At 64.8% G+C, this 23,499-nt stretch carries 21 protein-coding genes; 11 read left to right on the top strand and 10 right to left on the bottom strand.

Features of this window, described 5'->3' with window-relative positions:
* Positions 1-7: 7 nt before the first annotated feature.
* Positions 8-664: a Tim44/TimA family putative adaptor protein gene (locus KK137_RS15275; protein WP_214537380.1), complete on the bottom strand. Its 657-nt coding sequence runs from the start codon at positions 662-664 to the stop codon at positions 8-10.
* 206 nt (positions 665-870) lie between these two features.
* Here KK137_RS15275 and secB point away from each other — a divergent pair, with 206 nt between their 5' ends.
* The 4 genes from secB to KK137_RS15255 all read left to right on the top strand — a co-directional run bounded on the left by secB (position 871) and on the right by KK137_RS15255 (position 5,278).
* Positions 871-1,392, top strand: coding sequence for a protein-export chaperone SecB (gene secB / locus KK137_RS15270; RefSeq protein WP_214537560.1), 522 nt, complete (start codon positions 871-873; stop codon positions 1,390-1,392).
* A gap of 140 nt (positions 1,393-1,532) precedes the next feature.
* On the top strand, positions 1,533-3,128 hold the full coding sequence (gene murJ, locus KK137_RS15265) for a murein biosynthesis integral membrane protein MurJ (protein ID WP_214537379.1): 1,596 nt from the start codon (positions 1,533-1,535) through the stop codon (positions 3,126-3,128).
* 199 nt (positions 3,129-3,327) lie between these two features.
* On the top strand, positions 3,328-4,344 hold the full coding sequence (gene trpS / locus KK137_RS15260; RefSeq protein WP_214537378.1) for a tryptophan--tRNA ligase: 1,017 nt from the start codon (positions 3,328-3,330) through the stop codon (positions 4,342-4,344).
* Between the two features lie 265 nt (positions 4,345-4,609).
* Positions 4,610-5,278 carry a DUF4136 domain-containing protein gene (locus KK137_RS15255; RefSeq protein ID WP_214537377.1) on the top strand — a complete coding sequence of 223 codons (669 nt, stop codon included), beginning with the start codon at positions 4,610-4,612 and terminating at the stop codon, positions 5,276-5,278.
* 19 nt (positions 5,279-5,297) lie between these two features.
* Here KK137_RS15255 and dut read toward each other — a convergent pair whose 3' ends face one another.
* The 6 genes from dut to KK137_RS15225 form a co-directional block, all read right to left on the bottom strand.
* Entirely contained in the window at positions 5,298-5,762 is a 465-nt protein-coding gene (gene dut, locus KK137_RS15250; protein ID WP_214537376.1) for a dUTP diphosphatase, read from the bottom strand.
* Positions 5,755-7,374 (bottom strand): phosphopantothenoylcysteine decarboxylase domain-containing protein, encoded by a 1,620-nt coding sequence (locus KK137_RS15245; protein WP_214537375.1) that lies wholly within the window; start codon positions 7,372-7,374, stop codon positions 5,755-5,757. Before KK137_RS15245 ends, dut begins: the two co-directional genes overlap by 8 nt.
* Before the next feature lie 86 nt (positions 7,375-7,460).
* A complete protein-coding gene (locus tag KK137_RS15240) occupies positions 7,461-8,561 on the bottom strand; it encodes a hypothetical protein (protein WP_214537374.1) in 1,101 nt (366 codons plus the stop codon).
* The gene (ubiB, locus tag KK137_RS15235; RefSeq protein WP_214537559.1) at positions 8,558-10,114 is read right to left on the bottom strand and encodes a 2-polyprenylphenol 6-hydroxylase; all 1,557 of its coding nucleotides are present in this window, start codon (positions 10,112-10,114) and stop codon (positions 8,558-8,560) included. The genes KK137_RS15240 and ubiB overlap by 4 nt, the downstream gene beginning before the upstream one ends.
* Positions 10,111-10,842 (bottom strand): class I SAM-dependent methyltransferase, encoded by a 732-nt coding sequence (locus KK137_RS15230; protein ID WP_214537373.1) that lies wholly within the window; start codon positions 10,840-10,842, stop codon positions 10,111-10,113. The genes ubiB and KK137_RS15230 overlap by 4 nt, the downstream gene beginning before the upstream one ends.
* Complete coding sequence (locus KK137_RS15225) at positions 10,839-11,783, bottom strand: DMT family transporter (protein WP_214537372.1); 945 nt, start codon at positions 11,781-11,783, stop codon at positions 10,839-10,841. Before KK137_RS15225 ends, KK137_RS15230 begins: the two co-directional genes overlap by 4 nt.
* Positions 11,784-11,857: 74 nt before the next feature.
* Here KK137_RS15225 and mutM point away from each other — a divergent pair, with 74 nt between their 5' ends.
* The 4 genes from mutM (at position 11,858) to KK137_RS15205 (ending at position 15,933) form a co-directional block, all read left to right on the top strand.
* Positions 11,858-12,673, top strand: coding sequence for a bifunctional DNA-formamidopyrimidine glycosylase/DNA-(apurinic or apyrimidinic site) lyase (gene mutM / locus KK137_RS15220; protein WP_214537371.1), 816 nt, complete (start codon positions 11,858-11,860; stop codon positions 12,671-12,673).
* 227 nt (positions 12,674-12,900) lie between these two features.
* Positions 12,901-13,161 (top strand): 30S ribosomal protein S20, encoded by a 261-nt coding sequence (gene rpsT / locus KK137_RS15215; protein ID WP_214537370.1) that lies wholly within the window; start codon positions 12,901-12,903, stop codon positions 13,159-13,161.
* Positions 13,162-13,636: 475 nt separating this feature from the next.
* Positions 13,637-15,052 (top strand): chromosomal replication initiator protein DnaA, encoded by a 1,416-nt coding sequence (gene dnaA / locus KK137_RS15210; RefSeq protein ID WP_214537369.1) that lies wholly within the window; start codon positions 13,637-13,639, stop codon positions 15,050-15,052.
* Positions 15,053-15,159: 107 nt separating this feature from the next.
* Positions 15,160-15,933, top strand: a complete 774-nt coding sequence (locus tag KK137_RS15205; protein ID WP_214537368.1) for a HesA/MoeB/ThiF family protein — start codon at positions 15,160-15,162, stop codon at positions 15,931-15,933.
* Here KK137_RS15205 and cobB read toward each other — a convergent pair.
* Entirely contained in the window at positions 15,922-16,623 is a 702-nt protein-coding gene (gene cobB, locus KK137_RS15200) for a Sir2 family NAD+-dependent deacetylase (protein WP_214537367.1), read from the bottom strand. The two genes, KK137_RS15205 and cobB, sit on opposite strands and share 12 nt — an antisense overlap.
* 35 nt (positions 16,624-16,658) lie before the next feature.
* Between cobB and dapB the strand changes: the two genes are divergently transcribed.
* From dapB to KK137_RS15185, 3 genes are read left to right on the top strand one after another with little or no spacing between them, the layout of a single operon-like run.
* Positions 16,659-17,387 carry a 4-hydroxy-tetrahydrodipicolinate reductase gene (dapB, locus tag KK137_RS15195; RefSeq protein WP_214537366.1) on the top strand — a complete coding sequence of 243 codons (729 nt, stop codon included), beginning with the start codon at positions 16,659-16,661 and terminating at the stop codon, positions 17,385-17,387.
* Positions 17,384-18,061 (top strand): endonuclease III, encoded by a 678-nt coding sequence (gene nth / locus KK137_RS15190; protein WP_214537365.1) that lies wholly within the window; start codon positions 17,384-17,386, stop codon positions 18,059-18,061. Before dapB ends, nth begins: the two co-directional genes overlap by 4 nt.
* Before the next feature lie 44 nt (positions 18,062-18,105).
* Positions 18,106-18,561, top strand: a complete 456-nt coding sequence (locus KK137_RS15185; RefSeq protein WP_214537364.1) for a hypothetical protein — start codon at positions 18,106-18,108, stop codon at positions 18,559-18,561.
* On the opposite strand, the gene KK137_RS15180 is transcribed toward KK137_RS15185, so the two are convergent.
* Positions 18,558-19,883 carry a dicarboxylate/amino acid:cation symporter gene (locus tag KK137_RS15180; protein WP_214537363.1) on the bottom strand — a complete coding sequence of 442 codons (1,326 nt, stop codon included), beginning with the start codon at positions 19,881-19,883 and terminating at the stop codon, positions 18,558-18,560. The genes KK137_RS15185 and KK137_RS15180 overlap by 4 nt on opposite strands.
* Before the next feature lie 402 nt (positions 19,884-20,285).
* Complete coding sequence (locus tag KK137_RS15175; protein ID WP_250893871.1) at positions 20,286-23,417, bottom strand: TonB-dependent receptor; 3,132 nt, start codon at positions 23,415-23,417, stop codon at positions 20,286-20,288.
* Positions 23,418-23,499: the final 82 nt, after the last annotated feature.

The raw sequence follows: 23,499 nt of genomic DNA, 5'->3' as shown, positions 1-23,499 counted from the left end.
CCCGGGATCAGCCTTCGTCGGTTTCGTCGAGCAGCCAGTCGGGATCGGCGCTGTGCACGTCGCGGGAGAATGTCCAAACGTCGATGCTTTCGATCGCATCGTCGAGCGAACCGGCAACCATGTTGCCGTCCTTGTCGCGCGTGACCGCGGCGATGTCGGCCGTGAAGCGCACGGCGATGCGCGCCATGCGCCCGTCGAGGCGGGCCATGTGCACCACGGTGTCCTCGATCCGGATCAACCGGTTGTCGAGCGTCTCGCCCGCAGCCTCGCGCTCGGCGATCGCAGCAGCAAAGCTCTCGTACACGTCATCGTCGCACAGCTGGCGGAGTTCGTCCTTGTCACCGCGCCAGAACGCTTCGAGCACCATGCCGTAGGCCGCCTTGGCGCCTTCGAGGAAGCTGAGCAGGTCGAACCGGCGATCGGCCACGCTGATTTCACGCAAGCCCTGTTCGATGGCGGGCGGGAAACCGGCGATCTCACGGCTGTTGTTCGGGATCTCGGCGGCGGAAGTGGTCACCTGGCGCGGCACGTTGCCGGCCTCGCCCCGCTCGAAGCGAGTCGGCACCGGCTCCTCCTCATGCTCGGCGCGGCGGCCGAGCACCGAATAGAGCCGCAGCCCGAGGAAGGCTGCGATCATGGCCAGAATGACAATTTCAATGATCACTACGCTTGTCCGATCTGCGCCCGGCAATGTCCGCTCACGGATCACCCCAAGCCTATTTGTGCATTAGATAGTTGCCATACACAAATGAACAACACCTGTCAGGCCCACTGGCTCCTGAGAGATTACGCTTTTTAGGCAGCCGTTGCGGCGGCGCAATGGCGGTGCTAGCGCGCGCCGAACCCATTTTTCGAAAGTCGAATACGATCATGGCCGAACAGGGCGACGTCCTCACCAACCTCGATTCCGATCCCGCTGGCGCCGGCAATGGCGCGGATACCCTGCCTGTCGCGGGTCTCCTGACGCAGTACGTGAAGGATCTTTCGGTAGAGAATCCAAAGGCTCCCGAGAGTTTCCAGTGGACCGACCAGCCGCAGATCGACGTGCAGTTCAACATTGCCGCGCGCAAGATCAACGAAGAGGTTCACGAGATCGAACTGAAGATCTCGGTCACCAACAAGTCGAGCCAGGGCACCGCCTACATCGTCGAGCTGTCCTATTGCGGCCTCGTCGGAATGCGCAATATGAGCGACGAACAGAAGCACGCCTTCACTTACGCCGAAGCTCCGCGCATCCTGTTCCCCTTCGCTCGCCGCATTGTCGGTGACGCCGTGCGCGACGCGGGCTTTGCTCCGCTGCTGCTCGATCCGGTCGATTTCAACGGCCTCTACGTACAGCAGCTCCAGGCACAGGCGCAGCAGGCCGGCCAGGGCGCTCCTGGCGAAGCTTGATCTTAGGGCCAGTTGAATTTTTTGGGCGATCCCCCGTTCGTGGTGAGCTTGTCGAACCCCATTGGCGCGACCCGGCTGGGTAGCGCCAGAGGGTCCACCAACAAGCTCAGGACGAACGGAAAGGGAGGGGCCCACCGTACATGAGCCTCGTCAAGAACGTCGGCACGATCGGCGGGCTGACCGCCGTGAGCCGTGTGTTCGGCTTCATCCGCGACATGTTGCTCGCCCGGGTCCTCGGAGCCGGGTTGGCGGCCGACGCGTGGCAACTCGCCTTTACGCTGCCGAACACCTTTCGCCGGCTGTTCGCCGAAGGGGCGTTCTCGGTCGCCTTTGTGCCGATGTACTCGCGCGCCCTCCATGGCCACGGCGGGGACGAGGCGGCCGACCGCTTCGCCAACGACGTGCTGGCGGTGTTCGTCTGGGTGCTGCTCGGCTTTTCGGCACTGGCCATGCTGGCCATGCCCGGCATCGTCTGGTTGCTCGCGCGAGAGTACCAGGATGTCCCCGGCAAGTTCGAGCTCGCCGTCAGCCTCTCGCGGATCACCTTCCCCTACCTGATGCTGGTCAGCCTCGTGGCGATGCTCTCGGGCCTGCTCAACGCCCGCTCGCGTTTCGCGCCAGGCGCCTTCGTTCCGGTGCTGCTCAACGTGGTGCTGATCGGCGGCATCGTCGTGGGTTACTACTTGCGCGAGAACTTCACCGGCAACGATGTGACGGTGGCCTATGCCCAGTCGGTCGCCCTGGCCTTCGCCGGCGTGGCTCAGCTCGCCTACATGTCCTGGGCGACGCACAAGGCCGGCGTGCACCTCAAGGTGTCGTTCCCGAAATTCACGCCCGAGGTGAAGCGCCTCGGCATGCTGATCCTTCCGGCCACGTTCGGCGCGGGCGTCTACCAGATCAGCCAACTGGTCGACACGTTCTTCGCCACCAGCCTGCCGCAGGGTTCGCTGACACTGCTCAAGATGGCCGACCGGCTGAACCAGATGCCGCTCGGGATCTTCGGGATCGCGCTGGGCACGGCGATCCTGCCGATGCTCGCTCGCCATATCCAGACCGGTGACAGCAAGGAGGCCCAACGGCTGCAGTCAAACGCAGTGGAGGTCGGAACCCTGCTCACGCTCCCCGCCGCCGCCGCGCTCGCTATCTGCGCTCCGGCCTTCGTGACCGCGTTCTTCGTCGGCGGCAAGATGACCGAGGCCAATGGGGCGCTCATGGCCAATATCGTCGTCGCGCTTGTCGCGGGCCTGCCATCCTACGTGCTGGTGAAGGTATTCCAGCCGGCGTTCTTCAGCCGCGAGGACACTCGCACGCCGGTCTACGTCGCAGCCTGCGTGCTGACTATCAACATCGCGCTCAACTTCTGGGTCGTGCCACGCTTCGGCATCGTCGGCCTGGCAGCGGCAACCGCCTTTACCGCCACGCTCAACGTCTTGACGCTCTACACCCTGCTGCAACTGCGCGGCTGGTTCCACTTCACCGGTAAGCTCGCCGGCCGCATCGCCCGGCAACTGGTCGCTACGGCAGTGATGAGCGCCCTGCTCTGGTGGCTGACGCCGGCCCTCGCCGATCACTATGGCGGCAGTGTCGTCGAGCGCGTCTGGTCGCTGTCCGTCCTGGTCGGCGCCGGTGGCGTGGTGTTCTTCGCCGTCGCCTGGCTCATCGGGGCGATCGACAAGGACCTGATCGCCCAACTCCGCCGCAAGCGCCCGGCCCAATCGGTCAACCTTTCCGAGTAGGGCTGTCCCTCGCCGCCGATTGTGCTATCGGCGCCCACGATGGACCATCCCACCGCCTTTTCACGTAAGTGCTCGCGCCGCTTCATGGCGCGCGGCCGGGCGGCCTGGCGATGGCGGAGCCGCGCCTCGATCTGAGCGCCTGCTGCCCCGCTTTTCGGGCGGCCTCCCCTATCAATCCAAGTTCTGAGAGACTCTCATCATGCGCGTTGTTTCCGGCATCCAGCCCACCGGCTCCCTTCACCTCGGCAATTACCTCGGCGCGATCCGCAACTGGGTCCGCATGCAGGACGATCTCGAGCCGGGCAGCGAGTGCCTGTTCTTCCTCGCCGATCTTCACGCCATCTCTATGCCGCACTCACCGGCCGAGCTGAAGGCGGCCACCCTCGAAATGACCGCGGCGCTCGTCGCCTGCGGCATCGACCCGGCTCGCTCCATCCTGTTCAACCAGGCCCAGGTGCCCGCCCATTCCGAACTGCAATGGTTGCTCAACGGCACGGCCCGCATGGGCTGGCTCTCCCGCATGACTCAGTTCAAGGACAAGTCGGGCAAGAACCGCGAGGGCGCCAGCGTTGCGCTGTTCACCTACCCGGTGCTGCAGGCGGCGGACGTGCTGCTTTACCAGGCAACCCACGTGCCCGTGGGCGAAGACCAGAAGCAGCACCTGGAGCTGGCGAGGGACATCGCGCAGAAGTTCAACAACGACTTCTGCCCCGAAGATGCCCCCGTCTTCACCCTGCCCGACCCGATCATTCCGCCCGGCGCGGCACGGATCATGTCGCTTCGTGACGGTACCGCGAAGATGAGCAAGTCCGACCCTTCGGACATGAGCCGTATCAATCTTGCCGACGATCCGGACGAGGTGATGAAGAAGGTCAAGAAGGCCAAGACCGATCCGGAACCGTTGCCGAGCGAGGAAGCGGGGCTGGTAGGCCGGCCCGAGGCGCTCAATCTGGTTTCGATCTACGCCGCGCTGACCGACAAGTCGGTGGCCGATGTCCTGGCCGAACACGGCGGGCAAGGATTCGGGTCGTTCAAGCCCGCGTTGGGTGAATTGCTGGTCGAGACCCTGAGCCCGATCACCGCGCGCTTCACGGGTTTGCTTGAAGACCGGGAATCGCTCGACGCGATCCTCGCCCGCGGCGCCGCCAAGGCCCGGCAGATCGCCGGTCCGACGCTGGAGCAGGCCTACCGGGCGTTGGGGCTGCTGCGCGGCTGAGGGCCCAGGCCCGGAGTCGCCTGACTATCCAACAAGTTATCGTCCGACCCGGAAGGTCCTGTATAAAACAGGCCGTCCGGGCGGCGATTTTGCCCGATTGGCGGGACATCGACACGTCTCCCAATTGAAAAACCACGGTTTTTCCGCCGCTTGTGTTCAACGGCTATTCAGCCCGCCCTTGATATGACACGTTCTATCGTTCTGGAACTCGCACCCGATCGAACGAGTTCGAGTTGCACGTGGTTTTCGAAAGAGAGTTTTCGAGATGAGCAACCTGTCCAAGATGGCACGAGGTCTCAGACTGGTGCTGGTGCCGTTGGCTCTGGCCGCCCTGGCTGCCTGCGCCACGCCTTTCAAGGCGGATGTATCGCGCTTTGAATCGCAATTGCCGGCGCCCGCCGGGCAGACGTTCTATGTCGTTGCGCTGGATCCGGCGCTGGAAGGCGGCATCGAGTTCCGTACTTACGCGCAACTCGTGTCCAACCACCTCACCAATCTTGGCTACCGACCGGCTACTGCACGGGATGGGGCCGACCTCATCGTCAGCTTCGACTACGGCGTCGACAACGGGCGCGAGCGTATTCGCTCAACCGGTTTTTCCGACCCCTGGGGCTCATGGTACGGTTACCGGCCCTACTGGCGCGGCGGCGGCTTCTATCGCCCGTACGGAGCGTGGGGCTGGGGTTGGAACTCGGCGTTCTTCAACGACGTCTACAGCTACACCGTCTTCACCAGCGGCATCGACCTGAAGATCGACCGCGCGGCTGACGGCGTGCGGCTGTTCGAAGGCAACGCGCAGGCGCTGTCGACTTCGAACCGGCTCCAGTACCTCGTGCCGAACCTGGTCGACGCTATGTTCGTGGGCTTCCCGGGCAATTCGGGCGAGACGGTGCGCATCTCGATCGCGCCGGAAAAAACGGCCAGCCGCGACTGATAGCGACCGGCGGGGAGCGCTAGACCAAGGCGGAATGCCCGCCGGTCGAGCCGAACCCGCCGGCACCGCGCGCGGTGTCGTCCAGTTCATCAGCTTCCTGCCACGACGCCAGCGTCACCGGCGCGAGCACGAGCTGGGCGATGCGGTCGCCGCGAGCGATCGCAAAGCTTTCGCTGCCGAGGTTGATCAGGATGACCTTCACCTCGCCGCGGTAATCCGAATCGATCGTCCCGGGTGTATTGGGAACGCTGATCCCGTGCTTGAGCGCGAGGCCGGAGCGCGGGCGGACCTGGATTTCGTACCCGGCGGGGATGGCTACGGCGAAGCCCGTCGCGACCGCGTGGCGCGCACCTGGCGGGAGGGTCAGGTCCTCGGCGGACAGCACGTCCATTCCGGCGGCACCCTGGGTCGCATAAGCTGGGAGGGCGAGGCCTTCTCCGTGGGGCAAGCGTTTGATCCGCACGCCAACTGTCGCGTCACTCACTAGTCAGAACCTCGGTCATTCTCTCCACCAGCCGCCGTGCGACCGCTTGCTTGCTCATCGGTTCCCAATCCTCGACCTTGCCTTCGCTGATCAGGTGGACGGTGTTTTCGTCGCCGCCCATTACGCCGCCCTTGCCATCGGCCTGACCAACATCGTTGGCGACGATCCAGTCCACGCCCTTGCTCTTGCGCTTGCGAGTGGCGTTGTCGACCACGTTCTCGGTCTCAGCGGCAAAACCGACCAACAGCTTGGGCCGCTGACGGCTCCCTGCGACCGAGGCGAGGATATCGGGGTTCTCGGCCAGGATCAGCGCCGGTGGCGCCGAGCCGCGCTTTTTGATCTTCTCCTGCGCGAAGTCCTTGGTCCGCCAGTCGGCGACCGCGGCGACCATGACCGCGGCATCGGCCGGAAGCGCCGCCTTGACCGCTGCCGCCATTTCCTGAGCACTTTCCACGTCGACGCGGTCCACGCCTGGAGGCGTTGCCAGCGCCACGGGTCCCGCGACCAATGTCACCCGCGCACCCGCGGCGGCAGCGGCCGCGGCGATCGCGAAGCCCTGCTTGCCCGAGGACCGGTTGGCGATGAACCGCACCGGGTCGATCGGCTCGTGCGTCGGACCAGCCGTCACAAGTATGTGCTTGCCGAACAGCGGACGGTGTTCGGGATCGACGTCGAAATCGGGCTGCCCGTCGAGCGGATCGAAAGCCGGGGGTTCGGGCGGAGCCTGCCGGTCGTTGACGTGATGGTTGAGTGCCGCGGGGTCGGTCGGCGGCGCAGACCTCGCCTGTCCCTTCTTCACGATCAGCGGGCCGGCCGTCAGATCGGGCGTCGGCAGCGGCGGACCTTCCGGCATGAGTTCGTCGAGCGGTGCGTCGGCGAACGGCTCTTCCACGTATCTCACTTCGTCCGGCTCGATCCGGCGAGGCGTGCTCCGCGGGATAAGCGAGGCGAGGAGGCCTGCCAGTCCGCCAGGCTTGCCATCTTGCGCACCAAGCTCGCTTTCGGGCTCGTCCTCGGGCTCGAGCGCTTCGAGATAGCTCGCCACCTCGCGCGATCCGGCCTCTCCGGGATCGAGGCCGAGCTTCTCAGCAATCTCAAGCCAGATCATTTCCGGCTCGGGCAAGCGACCGGGGCCGTATTCCCCACAGGCCATCTCGCCCTCGTCGGGCTGCATCACGTGCACCCCGGCCTGTTTGAGCCAGGTGACGTTGCGCTGCGTCGCTTCGTGCTCCCACATGCGCACGTTCATCGCCGGAACGGCCATGACCGGCTTATCGGTCGCGAGGATCAGCGTGGTTCCGAGATCGTCGGCGATGCCCGCTGCCATCTTGGCCAGCAGGTCCGCGGTCGCCGGGCACACCACCACCAGGTCCGCCTGCCGACTGAGCTGGATATGGCCGATCTCGACTTCGTCCTTGAGATCCCACAGCGTCGAGTGGACCTGGTTGCCGCTGAGCGCGGCTAGGCTCATCGGCGTAACGAACTGCGCGCCGCCTTCGGTCAGGACGCAGGTTACGTCGCCCCCGCCCTTCTTGATCAGGCGGACCAGCTCGCACGACTTGTAGGCGGCAATGCCCCCGCCCACGACCAGCAAGATACGCGGTTGTGCCATGGTGGCGGTGATGCTCTCTCCAGCCCGGTTCAACGACCAAGACCTACATTTAGGACCACTTCAACACCAGCCTTGCCGCGCGATGGTTAAGTTTTGCCTAGCGCGGCGCGCCACAGATCGCGAAGCGCACCCGGCATGAAGGCGAGGCCGAGGAACCACGTCGGGATCACCACCAGCGCCCAGTAGAAGTTGTTGTCGCGCCCCGCGAGCATGAAGAACAGCCCGTAGCCGCTGTGCAGCAGAGTGCCGAATATCCCGGCATCGCTTCGCCATGAGATCCAGCCGATCAACGGCAGCAACGCCAGCGGGGCCGCCAGCCACGCTGGCAGGTATTGCAGGACACTGTTGAGCTGAAGGTTCGAAGTCCACCCGCGCAATCCGCGCAGCACCAACCAAGCCGGCGACGCCGGGTCTTCCGGCGACACGACTTGCGAGGCCTGCGAGAGATGCAACACCATTCCCGCGACGAACAGGCCAACGAGCCCTGCCCAGGCCGCCGCCTCGCGCCAGTCGCGCCGCCAGAGGGCCAGCGCGCCCATCAGCAGGACGAACGGCAGCGCCAACTCGCGCAGGGCCAGCGCAAGAGCCGCGGCCACCCAGGCGCCGATCCATCGCCCCGGACGGTGAAGCGCAAAACTGAGCGCCAGCAGGAGACCCGCCCAGAGCTCGTGCAGGACCAGGTATTGCGGTTTCAGCGCCAGGCTGCTGCCGATCACCAGCAAGAGCATGCAGATAACCCGCTTGTCGCCTGACCCCGGCTCGCTGCCCAGCCTGCGCCACCACGCGGCGAGCACGGCCAGGCCCAGGAGCGCAGCAAGAGCGACCATCCCGGGCTGGCCAAGCGTGGCGGTGAGCAACGCGAGCGTCGGCAAGCGCACCGTGAGGCCGGGGCGGACGGGAAAGCCGCGTGCCCGCTGTTCCTCGACGGCGGCCTGGTAGTAGTCCTCGCCCGCCGCCACCCGCTCGGCGATACGGTCATAGAGGCGCAAGTCCTCGTCCCGTTCGATGGTGTCGGCGGCGCTGACCTGCGCGGGCCCTGACAAGGCCGCGTCAGACTGGACATGTACGGGCTGGCGGGCGGTGATTACCGCGAGGCCGAGCAGCAAGGCGAATGCCGCAAGCACCCCAAGGGCGGCGCCTCGTGGCCAATGGGCAAAGCGGCGCCAATCAGGCGCCGTGCCGTTCAACCGAGCCACCCCATCATCTGGCCCGCCAATACGAGTCCCCCACCCACCAGCACAGCAACAGCATAGCCAAGCCAGCGCGAACCACTCTCGACCGAGCCTTCCCAGACCAGATCGATGTCCGGCAAAGGTGGCTGGTCGGGCGCGCCTCCACGAGCGGGGAAGCGCTCTTCGATGCGGCGGACGATTTGCGGCAGGCGCAACAGCGTTCCGACGTCTTCGCGGATGCGGTCGGCGAGGGCGGCTTCGGGCCCGAGCTCGTCGCGGATCCAGCTGCGGACGTACGGGGCGGATACGTCCCACATGTTGATCTTGGGATCGAGCTGCGTGGCAATGCCTTCGACCATGACCATGGTCTTCTGCAGCAGAAGCAGGTGCGGCTGGGTCTGCATGTCGAAATCGCGAGTGATGGCGAACAGGCTGTCGAGCATCATGCCGACCGACAGCTCGCTGACCGGCTTGCCGCGCATCGGCTCTCCCACCGCCCGTAGAGCGGTCGCGAATTCCTCGACCGAGTGATAGCTCGGCACGTACTGCGCCTCGAAGTGGATTTCGGCCACGCGGCGATAGTTGCCGGTGGTCAGGCCATAGAGGATTTCCGCCAGCCATTGCCGCGCGCGGCGGTCGATGCGGCCCATGATGCCGAAGTCGATCGCCACGATCGTCCCGTCGGGCCGCACGAACAGGTTCCCCTGGTGCATGTCGGCGTGGAAGAACCCGCCACTGATCGCCTGGGTCAGGAACGCGAGCACCAGGCGGCTGGCGAGTTGCGGCAGGTCGTGCCCGGCGGCGCGCAGGGCTTCGACATCGCCGATCTTGATGCCGTCGACCCATTCGATGGTCATGACCCGGCCATTGGTCCGGTCCCAGTCCACCGCGGGGACCGTGTAGCCTTCGAACCCCTTCATCGCCTCGGCCAACTCGGACGACGAGGCGGCTTCGCGGCGCAAGTCGAGCTCGCGATGGGTCCAGCGCTTGAAATTGGCGATGGTCATGCGCGGACGAAGCCGCCGCGCTTCGCCGCCCAGCGCTTCGAGATGGGCCGCAGCCCACTCATAAGTCTCGATATCCCGTGCAAACTTCTCGCGGATACCGGGCCGCAGGACCTTGATCGCGACTGTGTGCCCGTCGACGGTCACGCCGCGATGAACTTGCGCGATCGAGGCCGAGCCGACCGGCACAGGGTCGATCTCAGCAAACACGGAGGTTAGCGGCACCCCGAAGCTGCGCGCCATTTCCGCCTCGACCTGATCGAAGGGAAGGGGCGGGAGGCTATCCTGAAGGGTCAGCAGATTATGCGCCGCTTCCTCGCCGACGATGTCGGGCCGGGTGGCGAGCGTCTGCCCGAGCTTGATCGCGGCCGGGCCGATGGCCTGGAAGGCGGCGGCATAGTCTGGCACGCGGGGCTGGAGGGTGCCGAACCGCGCGATGCGGACCAGGCGCTTTACCGGGGGCGGCGTGTTGGGATCGCCCTCGATCCCTCGGAGCGCGCCGTGCCGGGCAAGCGTGCGCCCCCACTTGAGCAGGCGCAGAATATGGACTGTCGGTCGGGTCAGATCTTCCACCCTGAATGAATGGCGACCAACCCGCCCAGAATCGGCTCCACCTTGGTCTTTTCGAAGCCGGCCTCGCGGATCATCCGCTCGAACTCCGGCATCGGCGGGAAACGGCGGATCGATTCGATCAGGTAGCGGTAGCTGTCCTCATCACCCGCGATGGCCTTGCCTACCTGGGGCACGATCTTGTGCGAATAGAAATCGTAGACGTCCTTGAATCCCGGCCATTCGGTCGTCGAAAATTCCATGCAGAAAAACCGTCCGCCGAACTTGAGCACGCGGAAGGCTTCGGCCAGCGCCTTGTCGATATGGGTTACGTTCCGGATGCCGAACGCGATCGTATAGGCGTCGAAGCACCGGTCGGGATAGGCGAGCTGCTCGGCGTTCTGCCGCGACCACACCAGTGTGTCGATTCCGCGCTCGACCGCCCGCTCCAGGCCGACGTCGAGCATTTCCTGGTTGATGTCTGCCACTGTCACGGCAGCACCGCGCGCGGCCATGCGGAAGGCTATGTCACCCGTGCCGCCCGCCATGTCGAGGATGGCCTCACCCGGCTGCGGCTTTACGCGGCGAACGAACTGATCCTTCCACAGCCGGTGCAGGCCGCCCGACATCGCGTCGTTCATCACGTCGTACTTCGACGCCACGCTGGAGAACACCGCGCCGACGCGGCGGGTCTTCTCCTCCGCTTCGACCGTCTCGTATCCGAAGGAAACCTGATCGCTCATGCCCGGTCCTCTAGCGACGGGGCAGGCGCGGCGCCAGCGGGCTCTTTCCTCGTTCCTGAAAGAAGGCTCAGGCCGATCCCGACCAGGATGAAGACCATGCCTACGAAGTGGAACGGATGGAGCCGCTCGCCAAGCAGCGCGGCGGACAGGAACGCGCCGAACAGCGGCATGAGCGTGATCGCCTGTCCCGCCTTGGCCGGGCCGACCACGCCGGTGGCCTGGTTATAGATGAAATAGGACAACAACGACGGCAGCAGCGCGACGTAAAGAAACGCGCCCACCACCTGCGGGCTCCAGGCAATGGTCCGGCCCGACTGCCACTCGAGCGCAGCCGGCACCGCCATCGTCACCATGGCAATGAAGAACGTCACCGCGATGAAACTCACGGGCGAGATCGGCGGACGGAGGCGCAGAAACACCGTGTAGAACGACCACACCACCACCGAGCACAGGATCAGCGCATCGCCCTTGCCGAAATGCAGTCGCAGGGCCGCTGACGCGTCACCTTCGAACACGATGACAAGCACGCCGAGCATCGATGCTGTTACGCCGATGATCTGCCACCAGCCGTGCCTGACGCCGAACAGCAGCCGGTCGAGCAGCACCATGAACGCCGGGGTCGCCGCCTGGAGCAGCAAGGCGTTGGTCGCAGTAGTGTATTGCAGGCCGGAATAGAGGAACGCATTGAACGCGGCGACGCCGACGAGCCCGAGGAATAGGAGCGGCTTCCACCCCTTCACGATCTCGGGCCAGTCGCGCTTCAGCGGGCCGATGGCGAAGGGGGCGACGGCCAGGCACGCCCCGGCCCAGCGGATAAAGGCCAGCGTGAACGGCGCCACGTCGCCCCGTACCGCGCGGGCGACGATCGAGTTCCCGGCCCACAGAATCATGACAAGTCCGAGCAGGGCGAAGGCGCGAGCCTGATTGCGATCGATGGGCATGGGCGGGGCTTTAGTCAGCCCTGTCGCGCTTGGCGATGACAGAGTGAGCCCGGGCGGCTAGGTACTTTCCGCAGATGCCCGAGCTTCCCGAAGTCGAAACCACTGTCCGCGGCCTCGCCCGCTTCCTCGATGGCGCCCGCATCGAACGCGTGGCGCTTTATCGGCCGGACATGCGCTTTCCGTTTCCCGAGGGGCTCGTGCAGTCGCTGGCCGGGGCGCGGGTTACCGGCATGGGACGGCGGGCGAAGTATGGCCTGATCCATACCGACCGCGGGACGACGCTGGTGTTCCACCTGGGCATGAGCGGACGCTGGCGAATCGACCCCGAAGAGCTCGGCAAGCACGACCATCTGGTGCTCGAGACAATCGGCCATCGATTTGCCCTCAATGACGCGCGGCGTTTCGGGTTCGTCGATCTGGTAGAGACCGAAGCGCTGGATCGCTGGCCCGCATTCGCTGCGATGGGCCCTGAGCCGCTCGGTCCGGGTCTGACCGTAGATCATCTAAAGGGGGCTCTGCGGGACCGGAAGCAGGCGGTGAAGCTCCTGTTGCTCGACCAGAGGATCGTTGCCGGACTCGGCAACATCTACGTCTGCGAGGCTCTGTTCCGCGCCCGCATCGACCCGCGCAAGGCCGGGGGAAAAGTGACACGAGCTGCGCTCGAGCGGCTGGTCCCGGCGATTCGCGCAGTCCTCGAACAATCGATCGAAGATGGCGGCTCCAGCTTGCGCGACTACGCCCGCCCCGATGGCGAGCTCGGCTATTTCGCCAGCCGCTTCGCTGTCTACGGTCGGGAGGGAGAACCTTGCCAACACGAGGACGGCGGGGCGATCCAGAGAATCACCCAAGGGGGTCGCAGCACTTGGTTCTGCCCCACTTGTCAGAAGTGAACTCGTTCCGTCCGCACAGCGGACGGCAAGGCCGATCGGACGCCCGAGCTTATGCGAGGAAAGCCAAGGGCCGGGATGGGCCCGCCGGCGTTTGAGGCTACACAGAGTGTTGACGATTCGGCGCCTCGTGGGTAAGGGCGCCGCTTTCCGGCGGGAAACTGCCGTTTCAGCAATTTTAGACAGAGCTTCCGGTCGCTCGTCAAACGCGGCCCGATGTAAGGACAAAAATGGCCAATACGCCCCAAGCCCGCAAGCGCATCCGCCGCAACGACAGGCGCGCCGAGATCAACGGTGCGCGCATCAGCCGCATCCGCAGCTTCGTGAAGAAGGTGGAAGTCGCGCTCGACGCCGGTGACAAGGATGCCGCCCAGGTCGCGCTGAAGGCCGCGCAGCCGGAGATGGCCCGCGGCGTGGCTCGCGGCGTGCTTCATAAGAACACCGTGGCCCGAAAGATGAGCCGCCTGAGCAAGCGAGTCGCGGCTCTCTGATTCGTCCCGTTTCGGGATTTGCCAGGAACGAAATTGGAACGGGCCGGTGGGTTTTCCACCGGCCCGTTTTCGCGTCTGCGAGACAGTAAATACTGACTTACTCGAAAGTGCAGGATTTCTGCCGATTCGCAAAACTGTCACAAGAATCTGAAGTCGATTCAGCGACTTGAACGCAAGGCTGCGGGGTCCACGCAAGTCAAGCCGATATATTTCACTTTTTTTAGGTGCGCAGACTTGCGAGCCCGGACGAGGGGCGTTCATAACGGCCTTCCGGTTGGCGACTGACTCGCCCAGCCGAAACAATTCGAGATGACGTACGGGGGCACTTGCGATTCCGCTGGATTCGCGAGGGGGGTCTTTTGTGCCCGACGTCTTCAGTGTGAAAAGCCTTCGGGGAGGGAACGGATCAATGATTCGGATGGGACCGCACGCCGGCCGATCGGGGCCTGCCAAGAACGATGGCATTGAGGGGGATATGGAAGAACAGGAAGCCGTCGATCTTGCAGCGGACTGGGCTGACATCAGCCAGGGCCTGCGCAAGGATCTGGGCCATCAGCTCTTCAGCCAGTGGATCCGTCCGATTCAGGTTGGCAGCTTCTGCAAGGACACCGGCACACTCCATCTGTTTCTGCCGACTGAGTTCTCCGCGAATTGGGTGCAGGATCGATTCCATGATCGCCTTTCGCTCGCGTGGAAGATCGCCCGCAGCGAAGTCCGCAACGTCAAGATCGGAGTCCATCCGGGCCGCCGCAAGCTGGCCGACCTCGACTTCCGGGGTGAGGACGGCTTCGGTCACCGTGCCGCCAACGATGGCGCTCTCGCCGGCGGCCGGGCTATGGAATCTATCGGCGACGACGGCTTTACTTCGTCAGTTGGCCTCGATCCTTCGCTGACCTTCGCTGCCTTCGTCACCGGCACGACCAACGTGCTGGCGAAGAACGCGGCGGAGCGCATGGCGCAGGCGGAAAAGCCGCAGTTCTCTCCGCTCTACCTCAAGGCCGCGACCGGCCAGGGCAAGACTCACCTGCTCCACGCGATCGGTCACGCCTATCTCCAGGCTCATCCCCGCGCCCGCATCTTCTATTGCAGTGCCGAGCGCTTCATGGTCGAGTTCGTCTCGGCGCTGAAGTCGAACGAGATGATCGAATTCAAGGCGCGCCTGCGTGGCTTCGACCTGCTTCTGGTCGACGACATCCAGTTCATCATCGGCAAGGCGAGCGCCCAGGAAGAGCTGCTTTATACGATCGATGCGCTGCTGGCCGAAGGCAAGCGGCTGGTCTTCGCTGCCGACCGTGCGCCGCAGGCGCTCGACGGTGTCGAGCCGCGTCTGCTCAGCCGCCTCTCTATGGGCCTGGTCGCCGACATCCAGTCGGCCGACATCGAGCTGCGCCGCCAGATCCTGCAGTCGAAGCTGGTGCGTTTTGCCCCGCTCGACGTGCCGTCGGACGTGATCGAATTCCTGGCCCGCACAATCAACCGCAACGTGCGCGAACTCGTCGGCGGCCTCAACAAGCTGATCGCCTATGCCCAGCTCACCGGGCAGGACGTCTCGTTGCAGCTGGCCGAAGAGCAGCTGACCGATATCCTCTCGGCCAACCGCCGCCGGATTACGATCGACGAGATCCAGCGCACGGTCTGTCAGTTCTACCGCATCGACAGGGCCGAGATGTCGAGCAAGCGCCGCGCCCGTGCGGTGGTCCGTCCCCGTCAAGTCGCGATGTACCTCGCCAAGGTGCTGACGCCGCGCTCCTATCCGGAGATTGGCCGCAAGTTCGGCGGTCGCGACCACTCGACGGTGATTCACGCCGTCCGCCTGATCGAGGATCTGCGCCAGCGCGATTCCGACATGGACGGCGATGTGCGCAGCCTGCTGCGTCAGCTCGAGAGCTGAGCTTCTGACGGGAGGGTGCTTCGACAAGCTCGGCACGAATGGGGTTGGGATCCTGACTTCGTTTGGCTGAGCTTGCCGAGGTGCGTGTCCGGCCCTAGCTGCAGGGCATGAACCTCACTCCTGAACGCCTGGAACGTTTCGCCCGCCACATCGTGCTGCCGGAGATCGGCGGCGCGGGACAGGCCGCCTTGGCGAACGCGAAAGTCGTGCTGATCGGTGTCGGCGGGATCGGCTCACCCGCCCTGCAGTACCTTGCCAGTGCCGGAATCGGCTCGCTGGTGCTGATCGATGACGATACCGTCGACGCGACCAACCTGCAGCGGCAGACGATATTCCGCGAACACGAGGTCGGCCGGGGCAAGGCGGACCTTGCAGCCGCTTGGGTACGCGAGTTCGATGCCCATCTCGACGTTCGCTGGATCAGCGACCGGATCACTTCCCATAATGCAGGCGAACTGATTGCGGGCGCCGATCTGGTACTCGACGGGTGCGACAACTTCGCGACCCGGCTGGCGGTCTCCGATGCCTGCGTTGCCGCCGGCATCCCGCTGCTCTCGGCCGCCGTGGGCCGCTTCCAGGGCCAGGTCGGCGCTTTCGCCGGACACCTCCCGGACCAGGCGTGCTACCGCTGCTATGTGGGCGATGCATTCGACGCCGACGATTGCGACACGTGCGCCGAAGACGGCATGCTCGGCGCCATGGCTGGCTGGACGGCCACATTCGCTGCGCTCCAGGCCATCCGCGTGCTGCTCGCTCCGGTGGGAGGACTGGGGGATCCCCAGTGGGGCAAGCTGCATCTGCTCGATGGGCTGGCGCCGGGAATGCGGACGCTCAACATTGCCAAGGATCCGGCGTGCCGGGCCTGTGGCTCAGGAGCCTAGCAACTCATCCACCCACTGGGGCACCAACTCACTTGCCGGGCCCAGCCGCGTCTCGTCGAACCACCGCGAGCCCTGGCTCCGCTCGAGATTGAGCTCCAGCGCCCTTGCCCCATGGCTTTTAGCCTCCTGTACGAATCCCGCCGCCGGATAAACAGCGCCCGAGGTCCCGATCGACACGAACAGGTCCGCGCGAGCCAGCGCGCCAAATATTTCGTCCATCCGGTAAGGCATCTCCCCGAACCAGACGATGTCGGGCCGCAGCGCCACCTCCCCGCACGAGGGGCAAGGCGGTCCATCGAGCAAGGTGCCGGTCCAGCGATGCCGGGCGTCGCAAGCAAGGCACCAGGCCGACAGCCCCTCCCCATGCATATGCAGCACCCGCTTTGCCCCGGCACGTTCGTGCAGATCGTCGATGTTCTGGGTGACGATCAGCAGGTTTCCGCCGAACTCCAGGTCGAGCCGCGCCAGTGCCTGGTGCGCGGCGTTCGGTTCAGCAGCGAGGATGTTGGTACGGCGCTCGTCATAGAACCGCTGCACGAGCTCGGGATCGCGCCCGAAGCCCTGCGGTGTGGCGACGTCTTCGACGCGGTGATCCTCCCACAGCCCGTCGTCGGCGCGGAACGTCCGCAGCCCGCTCTCTGCACTAATTCCCGCTCCGGTGAGGATCACGATGTTGCGAATGGCGTCCATTGCTCGCATGAAGCACGCGCACGAAGGGAGGCGCAATGGCCCGCATTGGCATTATCGGCAGCGACGGACGCATGGGACACGCTCTCACGCGCGCCATCGAGGCGGCCGGACACGAGGTTTCCGGCGGTATCGACCGGGGTGGTGACGCCGGCCGGTTGGCCGATCACAGCGACACGCTGGTGGACTTCTCGGCCCCGGCCGCGCTCGAGAACAATCTTCACGCCGCGGTTGGCGCGGGCATCCCGATCCTCGTCGGCACGACCGGACTGGGTGAGACGCAGCAGGCCTTGATCGAAAGCGCCGCGCTGGCCGTTCCGGTACTGCAGACCGGCAATACCTCGCTCGGCGTCACCCTACTGGCTCACCTCGTCAAGCAGGCGGCCGCAAGCCTCGGACCCGAGTGGGACATCGAGGTTCTAGAGATGCACCACCGGATGAAGGTCGATGCGCCGTCTGGCACCGCGCTACTACTGGGTCAGGCGGCGGCTGAAGGTCGCGGGATCGAGCTGGCCGGCAACTCCGAGCGCGGCCGCGACGGGCACACCGGCGCACGGGCGGAGGGCGCGATCGGCTTCGCCTCGCTCCGCGGCGGCACGGTGGCGGGTGAGCATTCGGTGATCCTCGCCGGACCGCAAGAGCGCCTGGTGCTGTCGCACAGCGCAGAGGACCGGATGATTTTCGCCCACGGCGCCGTTCGCGGGGCGACCTGGCTGATCGGCCAGCCGGCCGGCCGCTACACAATGGGACAAGTGCTGGGGCTTTGACCAAGGACCAGATCTTCGAGTTCTTCCGCCGCCTCGCCGAGGACAACCCGGCGCCGGAGACCGAGCTCGAATTCGGCAACGTCTACCAGCTGCTGGTCGCGGTCGTCCTGTCCGCGCAGGCAACCGACGTGGGCGTCAACAAGGCGACGCGGGCGCTGTTCCGCGAGGTGAAGACGCCCGCCCAGATGGTCGCGTTGGGCGAAGAGGGGCTCAAGCAGCACATCAAGACGATCGGCCTGTTCAACGCCAAGGCGAAGAACGTTATCGCGCTGTCGGAAATCCTGGTGCGCGATTTCGCGGGAGAAGTGCCCCCGGACCGGGACACGCTGGTGACCCTGCCCGGTGTCGGGCGCAAGACCGCCAACGTGGTGATGAACTGCGCTTTCGGCGAGGAGACCTTCGCGGTCGACACTCACGTGTTCCGCGTCTCCAACCGCACCGGCCTGGCCAAGGGCAAGACGCCGGAGCAGGTCGAAGCCAAGTTGGACAAGCGCGTGCCGCAGCCGTTCCGGCGTCACGCGCACCACTGGTTGATCCTCCATGGCCGCTATATTTGCAAAGCGCGCCAGCCAGAGTGTTGGCGTTGCGCCGTAATCGACTTATGTTCCTATCGGGATAAGGTGCTCGAGAGGCCCACCGCAAAGAGAAGGCGGGCAGCGATTCCCTCTACTTAACGCCCCCGGCCTGCTTCCGGAGCGCAACAGAGGGAGTATGTGCGATGACCATGAAAGGGGTTGCGCCCGCGCTGGCCTGCGCGGGTTTGCTGTCCTTGGCAGCTTGCGCGGACAACAGCGGAACCGATCGAACTCGTCAGACCCGAGCTCCGGCGGTCGAAGTGCTGGGTGAACCGGTCAATTGCATCAACACGATCCGCGTCCGTAACACGCGAGTGCATGACGACTTCACCATAGATTTCGTGCTGGCCGGCCGCGAGATGTTCCGCAACACCCTGCCCAACCGCTGCCCGGGCCTCGGGTTCGAGCGGCGCTTCGCCTATCAGGGCACCGGCGGCAGGCTTTGTCACACCGACATGATCACCGTTCTCCAGGCCGGGTCCGCGCGCGGACCTCGTTGTCGCCTAGGCCGGTTCGTGCCGGTTCGGCTGGCAACGGAAAACCCAGACACTTCGAGCAGTTCCGAGAGCTCGGATCCGCCAGAGCCGCCAGCCGACTAAGCAGCGGCGGCGGTGTCCGCCGGCTCGCGGCTGAGGCTGCTGATGACCTGGGCGGCAACCAGGTCGCCGACGACATTGAGCGTCGTGCGGCACATATCGAGGAAGCGGTCGACGCCGAGGATCAGACCGATTCCCTCCGGCGGCACGCCCACGCCCGAGAGGATCAGCGCGATCACCGGCAGCGACCCTCCGGGCACACCCGCGGTGCCGATACCGGCGAGGATGCAGACGAGCATGACGAACAGCTGATCGCCCAGCGACAGGTCAACGCCGAAGAACTGGGCGAGAAATAGCACCGTCACGCCTTCGAACATCGCCGTGCCATTCTGGTTGGCGGTGGCGCCGATGGTAAGGACGAAGCGCGAGATCTTGGGCGGCAGCTTGAGCTGGGTTTCGGCCACCCGCAGCGAGGTCGGCAGCGTCGCGTTGGAACTGGCGGTGGAGAACGCCATCACGCTCGCCTCGCGCGTCTCGCGGAAGAAGGCGATCGGGCTCTTCCCCGCCACGAACTTGAGCAGCGCGGGGAACACCACGAACATTTGCACGCCGAGCGCCAGCAGCACCACACCCACGAACGCTGCGAGCCGCGGCAGAAGGTCCCAGCCGAACTGCGCCGAGAGGTTGAACATGAAGCAGAAGATCGCGATCGGCGCGAGTTGGATGACGAGGCCGATCAGCTTCATCGCCACTTCGAACACGCCCTCGATCGCCTCTTTGAGCACCTGGGTGCGCGCCGTGCGGACCAGCAGCAGGCCGATGCCGAACATCAGCGCGAAGAACATCACCGCGAGGATGTCGTTGTTGCTCATGGCCGAGACGACGTTGCTCGGTACGATTGCGACGAAGGCGTTGACCCCGGCCTCGCTCTCCGCCGAGGCGGCGACGATACTGGCGGCGCTGGCGCTTCCCTGGGCAAGCAGTTCGCTGGCCGCGGTGGGGTCGACACCTTGGCCAGGCTTCAGGACATTGACCAGCAAGAGCGACAGGGCAACCGCGATGCTGGAAACGATCACGGTGTAGGCCAAGGTGCGCAGGCCGATCGCTTTGAGCGCGCGGATCTCGCCCATCTCGGCGATGCCCACGACGAGCGCTGAGAACAGAAGCGGAAGCACCAGCATGAACAGCAGGCGCAGGAAGATCTGGCCGATCGGTCCCGTGATGTAAGTCACCACCCACTGCAGCCATGCGGCGTCAGGCGCGACGGCGTAAGTGAGCAACCCAGCGGCCAGGCCTCCGATGAAGCCCATCAGGATGCGCCACTGCAACTTGCTGTGGCCGGCGGGCGCGGCTTCCTTGGCGATCTGCTCTGCGTCAGTGCTCATGCCTACCCCGTTCCCCTGGTTCTATCCGCGAAGGTAGCGAAGCAATCCCGGTCGGTCGAGCATCCCGCGGGCGAGGTGCCAGGATATATCCTCCATGACGCCCCCTTTTTTCCACGGCGGTCGTCCTTCCCCGCGAATCCCGGGGATCGGGACAAGCCTACCGGAGCCGACTGCTTTTTCACCATCGCGCGTTTGATGAACACACCCACCCCCCACCGTACGCCCTGAGCCTGTCAAAGGACACGGGCCCAGCGCCGGCGCGGCTCGACAAGCTCACCACGAACGGAAGAGGTATGCCCTCATCGCCATCGAGAGACGCCAGGTTTGGCCGATGACCTTTCGAAGCTGCCGCACCAGGTTTGGCGCGCCGAAGGCGGGAAGGGTCTGGAAGCATGCGAGGCTTCAAAATGTTCCGCGAACGCCCACCAGAACCGTCCGCCCGGGGTTGTACTCGTTGAACGTCGCATTCGGGAACTGGAAGTAGCTGCTCTGGACTTCCTTGGTGAGGTTGGTCGCGTTGAGCACCAGGGTCGGCAGCCGGTCGTTGTCGAACACGTAACCCAGGTCCAGGCTGCCGGAGAAGTCGAGCTGCGAGTAGCCGCGCCCGAATATGGCCGCCTCTGGAATGCCGTTCTGGTTGTTGCCCGAACCCTGCGCCCCCTTGTTGCGCGTGTAGGTGAGGCGCGTCGAGAGGGCTCCCTTTTCATAATAGCCGGTCAGTGTGTAGGTGACGGGAGCGACGCCAAGCGCGACGGCGGCCCCTTCGCCTTTCTGATCGATCAGCGTCAGGTTGCCCTGCACACCGAACCCCGAGATGCCGACCTGTTCGGTCAGGAAGTCGAGCGGTTGGGTAAGCTGGAACTCGAGACCGTTGATCTTGAGCTTGCCGTCGACATTGACCTGCTGTTGCACGGCCACTTCGACATCTCTGAGCGCCTGCCCAGGTTTTGCCCGGGATGCCAGGGCGTCACGCTGGTCCTGCGACAACGAGTCGGTGGTGATGCCATAGGGCTCGAAGAACGAGAACGGCACGTTGGTCAGCCGATTCTGGGTGAAGCCGGTGATCTCCTTGCGGAAGGCCGCGAACGCAATCACGCCTTCGCCACCGGTGTAGTACTCGAACCCGAGGTCGATGTTGTCGGACATGTAGGGAGCGAGCGCGCTATTGCCGATCGTGCCCACGTCGGCCGAAGGCTGCACGAAACTCGCGCCGGGAAGCAAGGCATTGGGATTAGGCCTGGTCATCGTGCGCGAAATCGAGGCCCGCGCCACGGCCTTGCGGTCGAACTCATAGGCGACGCTCGCCGAAGGCAGGAGGTTCGAATAGGTCGTCCGCAGCGTCGGGTACGTAATCGTGTTCGGATAGCGGCCGCCGTCGAGCACGGGAGGAGCGCCGGCCGGCGTGTTGAGCTGGCTGGGCAAGCTGACGAGACCGCCGACCAACTGCTCGGTCCACACGATCCGCACGCCGCCGTTCAGTCGCAGGGTATCATCGCCGATATCGAAGATGCCGTTGCCCTCGATGAAGCTGCTGGCCACTTTCTCGCGGATCAGGCCGCCGTTGGCACCGGTCGCGCTCGCGCCGGTCTCTGCCGCCTGCGCAAGATGACCCGCATAGTCGGTATCGGCTTTGACCCTGTCCCAATCGACGGTGACGTAGCCGTTGGGACCAGGCAGCAGATAGCTCGGTACCCCGCCGTTGGGGATGAGCGAGCCGGCATAAGTGATCGGCGGCATGCCCGTCGTATGATGGGTCCCAAAGCCGGGAAAGGTCGGGAAGCCGGCCGGAGTCGCGTCGCCGGGTTCATTGAGGCCGGTGCAAGGAGTGGTCACGGTGTTCGGAGCCAAGAACGTGACGCTCGGCCCATTGCCACAAATCGCGTTCTGCCAGGGGTTGGTATTGTCAAACGGCGCGATGCGGCGGCTGGTGTCGTCATAGGCGCCGCCCACGCGCACGCTGAAGCGCCTTTTGTCGCCGAACAACAGGCTGCCGCGCACTCCCTTGGTCTCGGTCTCGCGATCTTCGCCATTGAGGTTGACGCGGCCGCCGCCGACCCAGCCGAAGTTGGCCGGGTCGTTGAGATCGATGTCGGTCTCGATCGAGGGAATCCCGCCGCCGTTGCGATAAGTTACCGTGGCGCCGCTGTTGGGCGCAGTCGTAACCAGGAATGTCGGGTTTTCGCGGCGGAAGGTGCTCCTCGTGTAATTGAGGTGGAAGTCGCCCTGCAGCCAGTCGTTGAAGGTAAACTCCATCCCCGGATTGATGCCCCAGTAGTCCTGCGTGTCCTTGTACTGGCGATATTCGAGGAAGAACTGGGAGTTGGCGTAAGTGCCGCCGGTGACCACACAGCCCTGGGAGCAATCGTCGCGGTCGTAGGTCGTGTTGAGTGGAATCGCCGCGCCGTTCCGAACGGCCCAGTTCATCGAGGTGCGAGTCATGTCGGTGTCGCGGCGCGCGTACATCCCGTCGACGTAAAAATGGAAGTTGTTGCTCGGCCGCCATTCGAGCGAGACCAGCCCGTTGTAGCGCTGGCGTTGCCCCGTCTCGGAGCGCGGACGGGCAAGACGGGGAAGAAGGCCGTTGTCGATCTGGTCGATCGTCGCGCCGGGATTGTTGGCGAGCAGGAAGGCCTCGTCGATAGCCTCACCTGAGGTGAGACCATTCCCCGCATGGCTCGGCACGGTCGAGGGAATGGTAAAATTGCCGCCACCTGTTGCATTGCGGAGGCCGCTGGTGCGTTGGCTCTCGGTCAGGTTCGGATTGGTCCAGCCGATCGTCTCGAAACCGTCGACATGGAAGTTGTTGCGAACCGCGGCCCCGCCGACAAGGATGCCGAAGTCGCCGAAAGTCGCGCTCGCCAGCACATGGCCGCGATAGCCCCATTTGCCCGTACCGCTCGCCTTCGAACCCTGGAAGCCGTAGCTGACATAGGGCTCGGGATTGTCGAACGGACGCGCGGCACGCAAGTTGACGGTTCCGGCCGCGCCGCCTTCGACCTGACTGGCGACCGGCGACTTGTTGACCGTAAGTTGGGTGAAGAGCTCGGTCGGCAGGAGATCGAGATCGACTTCGCGATTGGTCCCCTGCGCATCGAACCGCACTGAGGCGATTGCAACCGGCGCGTCGTTCAACAGCACCCGGGTGAAGTTGCTGCCAAGACCGCGGATGGCGATCGTCACGCCCTCGCCGGTAACCTCCCGGCCGATGGTGATGCCAGGGATGCGATTGAGCGATTCGGCGATGTTGGTGTCAGGAAACTTGCCGATGTCTTCAGCAAAGATCGTGTCGGTGAAGCCAGTCGAATTGCGTTTGGCGTTGGTCTGGCTCTGAAGCGACGCGCGGTAGCCGGAGACGAGGATCATGTTCTCTTCGCTCGCGGCGTCGGAGTCGAACTCGTCAGCCGGCCACTGCTCCACTTCAGCAATCTCGTCGGCTTCGGAGGTCTGGGCGTTAGCCGGTATCGGCAGCATCAGACTGGAAAGGCCCACAACACCTAGCCATTCACGGCGCACGATCTCAAGGCGTGAAATCAACGCTAACCTCCCTGTTTTATCTCGACTTTTGTCGGTGGTAGACGTTATGGTAACGCTACCATCAGGGAGGAAAACTCCGTGA

The sequence above is a fragment of the Croceibacterium selenioxidans genome (assembly GCF_018599195.1).
GTDB lineage: Bacteria > Pseudomonadota > Alphaproteobacteria > Sphingomonadales > Sphingomonadaceae > Croceibacterium_A > Croceibacterium_A selenioxidans.
The sequence above is the reverse complement of the archived record's forward strand: the minus strand, read 5'-3'. Positions and strand labels throughout refer to the sequence as shown.

What these genes read in the sequence shown, in the direction of transcription:
- dapB (WP_214537366.1), top strand. Translation starts at nt 16,659, where the DNA reads ATGGCCCGCATTGGCATTATCGGCAGCGACGGACGCATGGGACACGCT.
- dnaA (WP_214537369.1), top strand. Translation starts at nt 13,637, where the DNA reads ATGGAAGAACAGGAAGCCGTCGATCTTGCAGCGGACTGGGCTGACATC.
- trpS (WP_214537378.1), top strand. Translation starts at nt 3,328, where the DNA reads ATGCGCGTTGTTTCCGGCATCCAGCCCACCGGCTCCCTTCACCTCGGC.
- KK137_RS15230 (WP_214537373.1), bottom strand. Translation starts at nt 10,842, where the DNA reads ATGAGCGATCAGGTTTCCTTCGGATACGAGACGGTCGAAGCGGAGGAG.
- cobB (WP_214537367.1), bottom strand. Translation starts at nt 16,623, where the DNA reads ATGGACGCCATTCGCAACATCGTGATCCTCACCGGAGCGGGAATTAGT.
- murJ (WP_214537379.1), top strand. Translation starts at nt 1,533, where the DNA reads ATGAGCCTCGTCAAGAACGTCGGCACGATCGGCGGGCTGACCGCCGTG.
- secB (WP_214537560.1), top strand. Translation starts at nt 871, where the DNA reads ATGGCCGAACAGGGCGACGTCCTCACCAACCTCGATTCCGATCCCGCT.
- KK137_RS15185 (WP_214537364.1), top strand. Translation starts at nt 18,106, where the DNA reads ATGACCATGAAAGGGGTTGCGCCCGCGCTGGCCTGCGCGGGTTTGCTG.
- rpsT (WP_214537370.1), top strand. Translation starts at nt 12,901, where the DNA reads ATGGCCAATACGCCCCAAGCCCGCAAGCGCATCCGCCGCAACGACAGG.
- KK137_RS15180 (WP_214537363.1), bottom strand. Translation starts at nt 19,883, where the DNA reads ATGAGCACTGACGCAGAGCAGATCGCCAAGGAAGCCGCGCCCGCCGGC.
- mutM (WP_214537371.1), top strand. Translation starts at nt 11,858, where the DNA reads ATGCCCGAGCTTCCCGAAGTCGAAACCACTGTCCGCGGCCTCGCCCGC.
- KK137_RS15205 (WP_214537368.1), top strand. Translation starts at nt 15,160, where the DNA reads ATGAACCTCACTCCTGAACGCCTGGAACGTTTCGCCCGCCACATCGTG.
- KK137_RS15255 (WP_214537377.1), top strand. Translation starts at nt 4,610, where the DNA reads ATGAGCAACCTGTCCAAGATGGCACGAGGTCTCAGACTGGTGCTGGTG.
- KK137_RS15225 (WP_214537372.1), bottom strand. Translation starts at nt 11,783, where the DNA reads ATGCCCATCGATCGCAATCAGGCTCGCGCCTTCGCCCTGCTCGGACTT.
- KK137_RS15245 (WP_214537375.1), bottom strand. Translation starts at nt 7,374, where the DNA reads ATGGCACAACCGCGTATCTTGCTGGTCGTGGGCGGGGGCATTGCCGCC.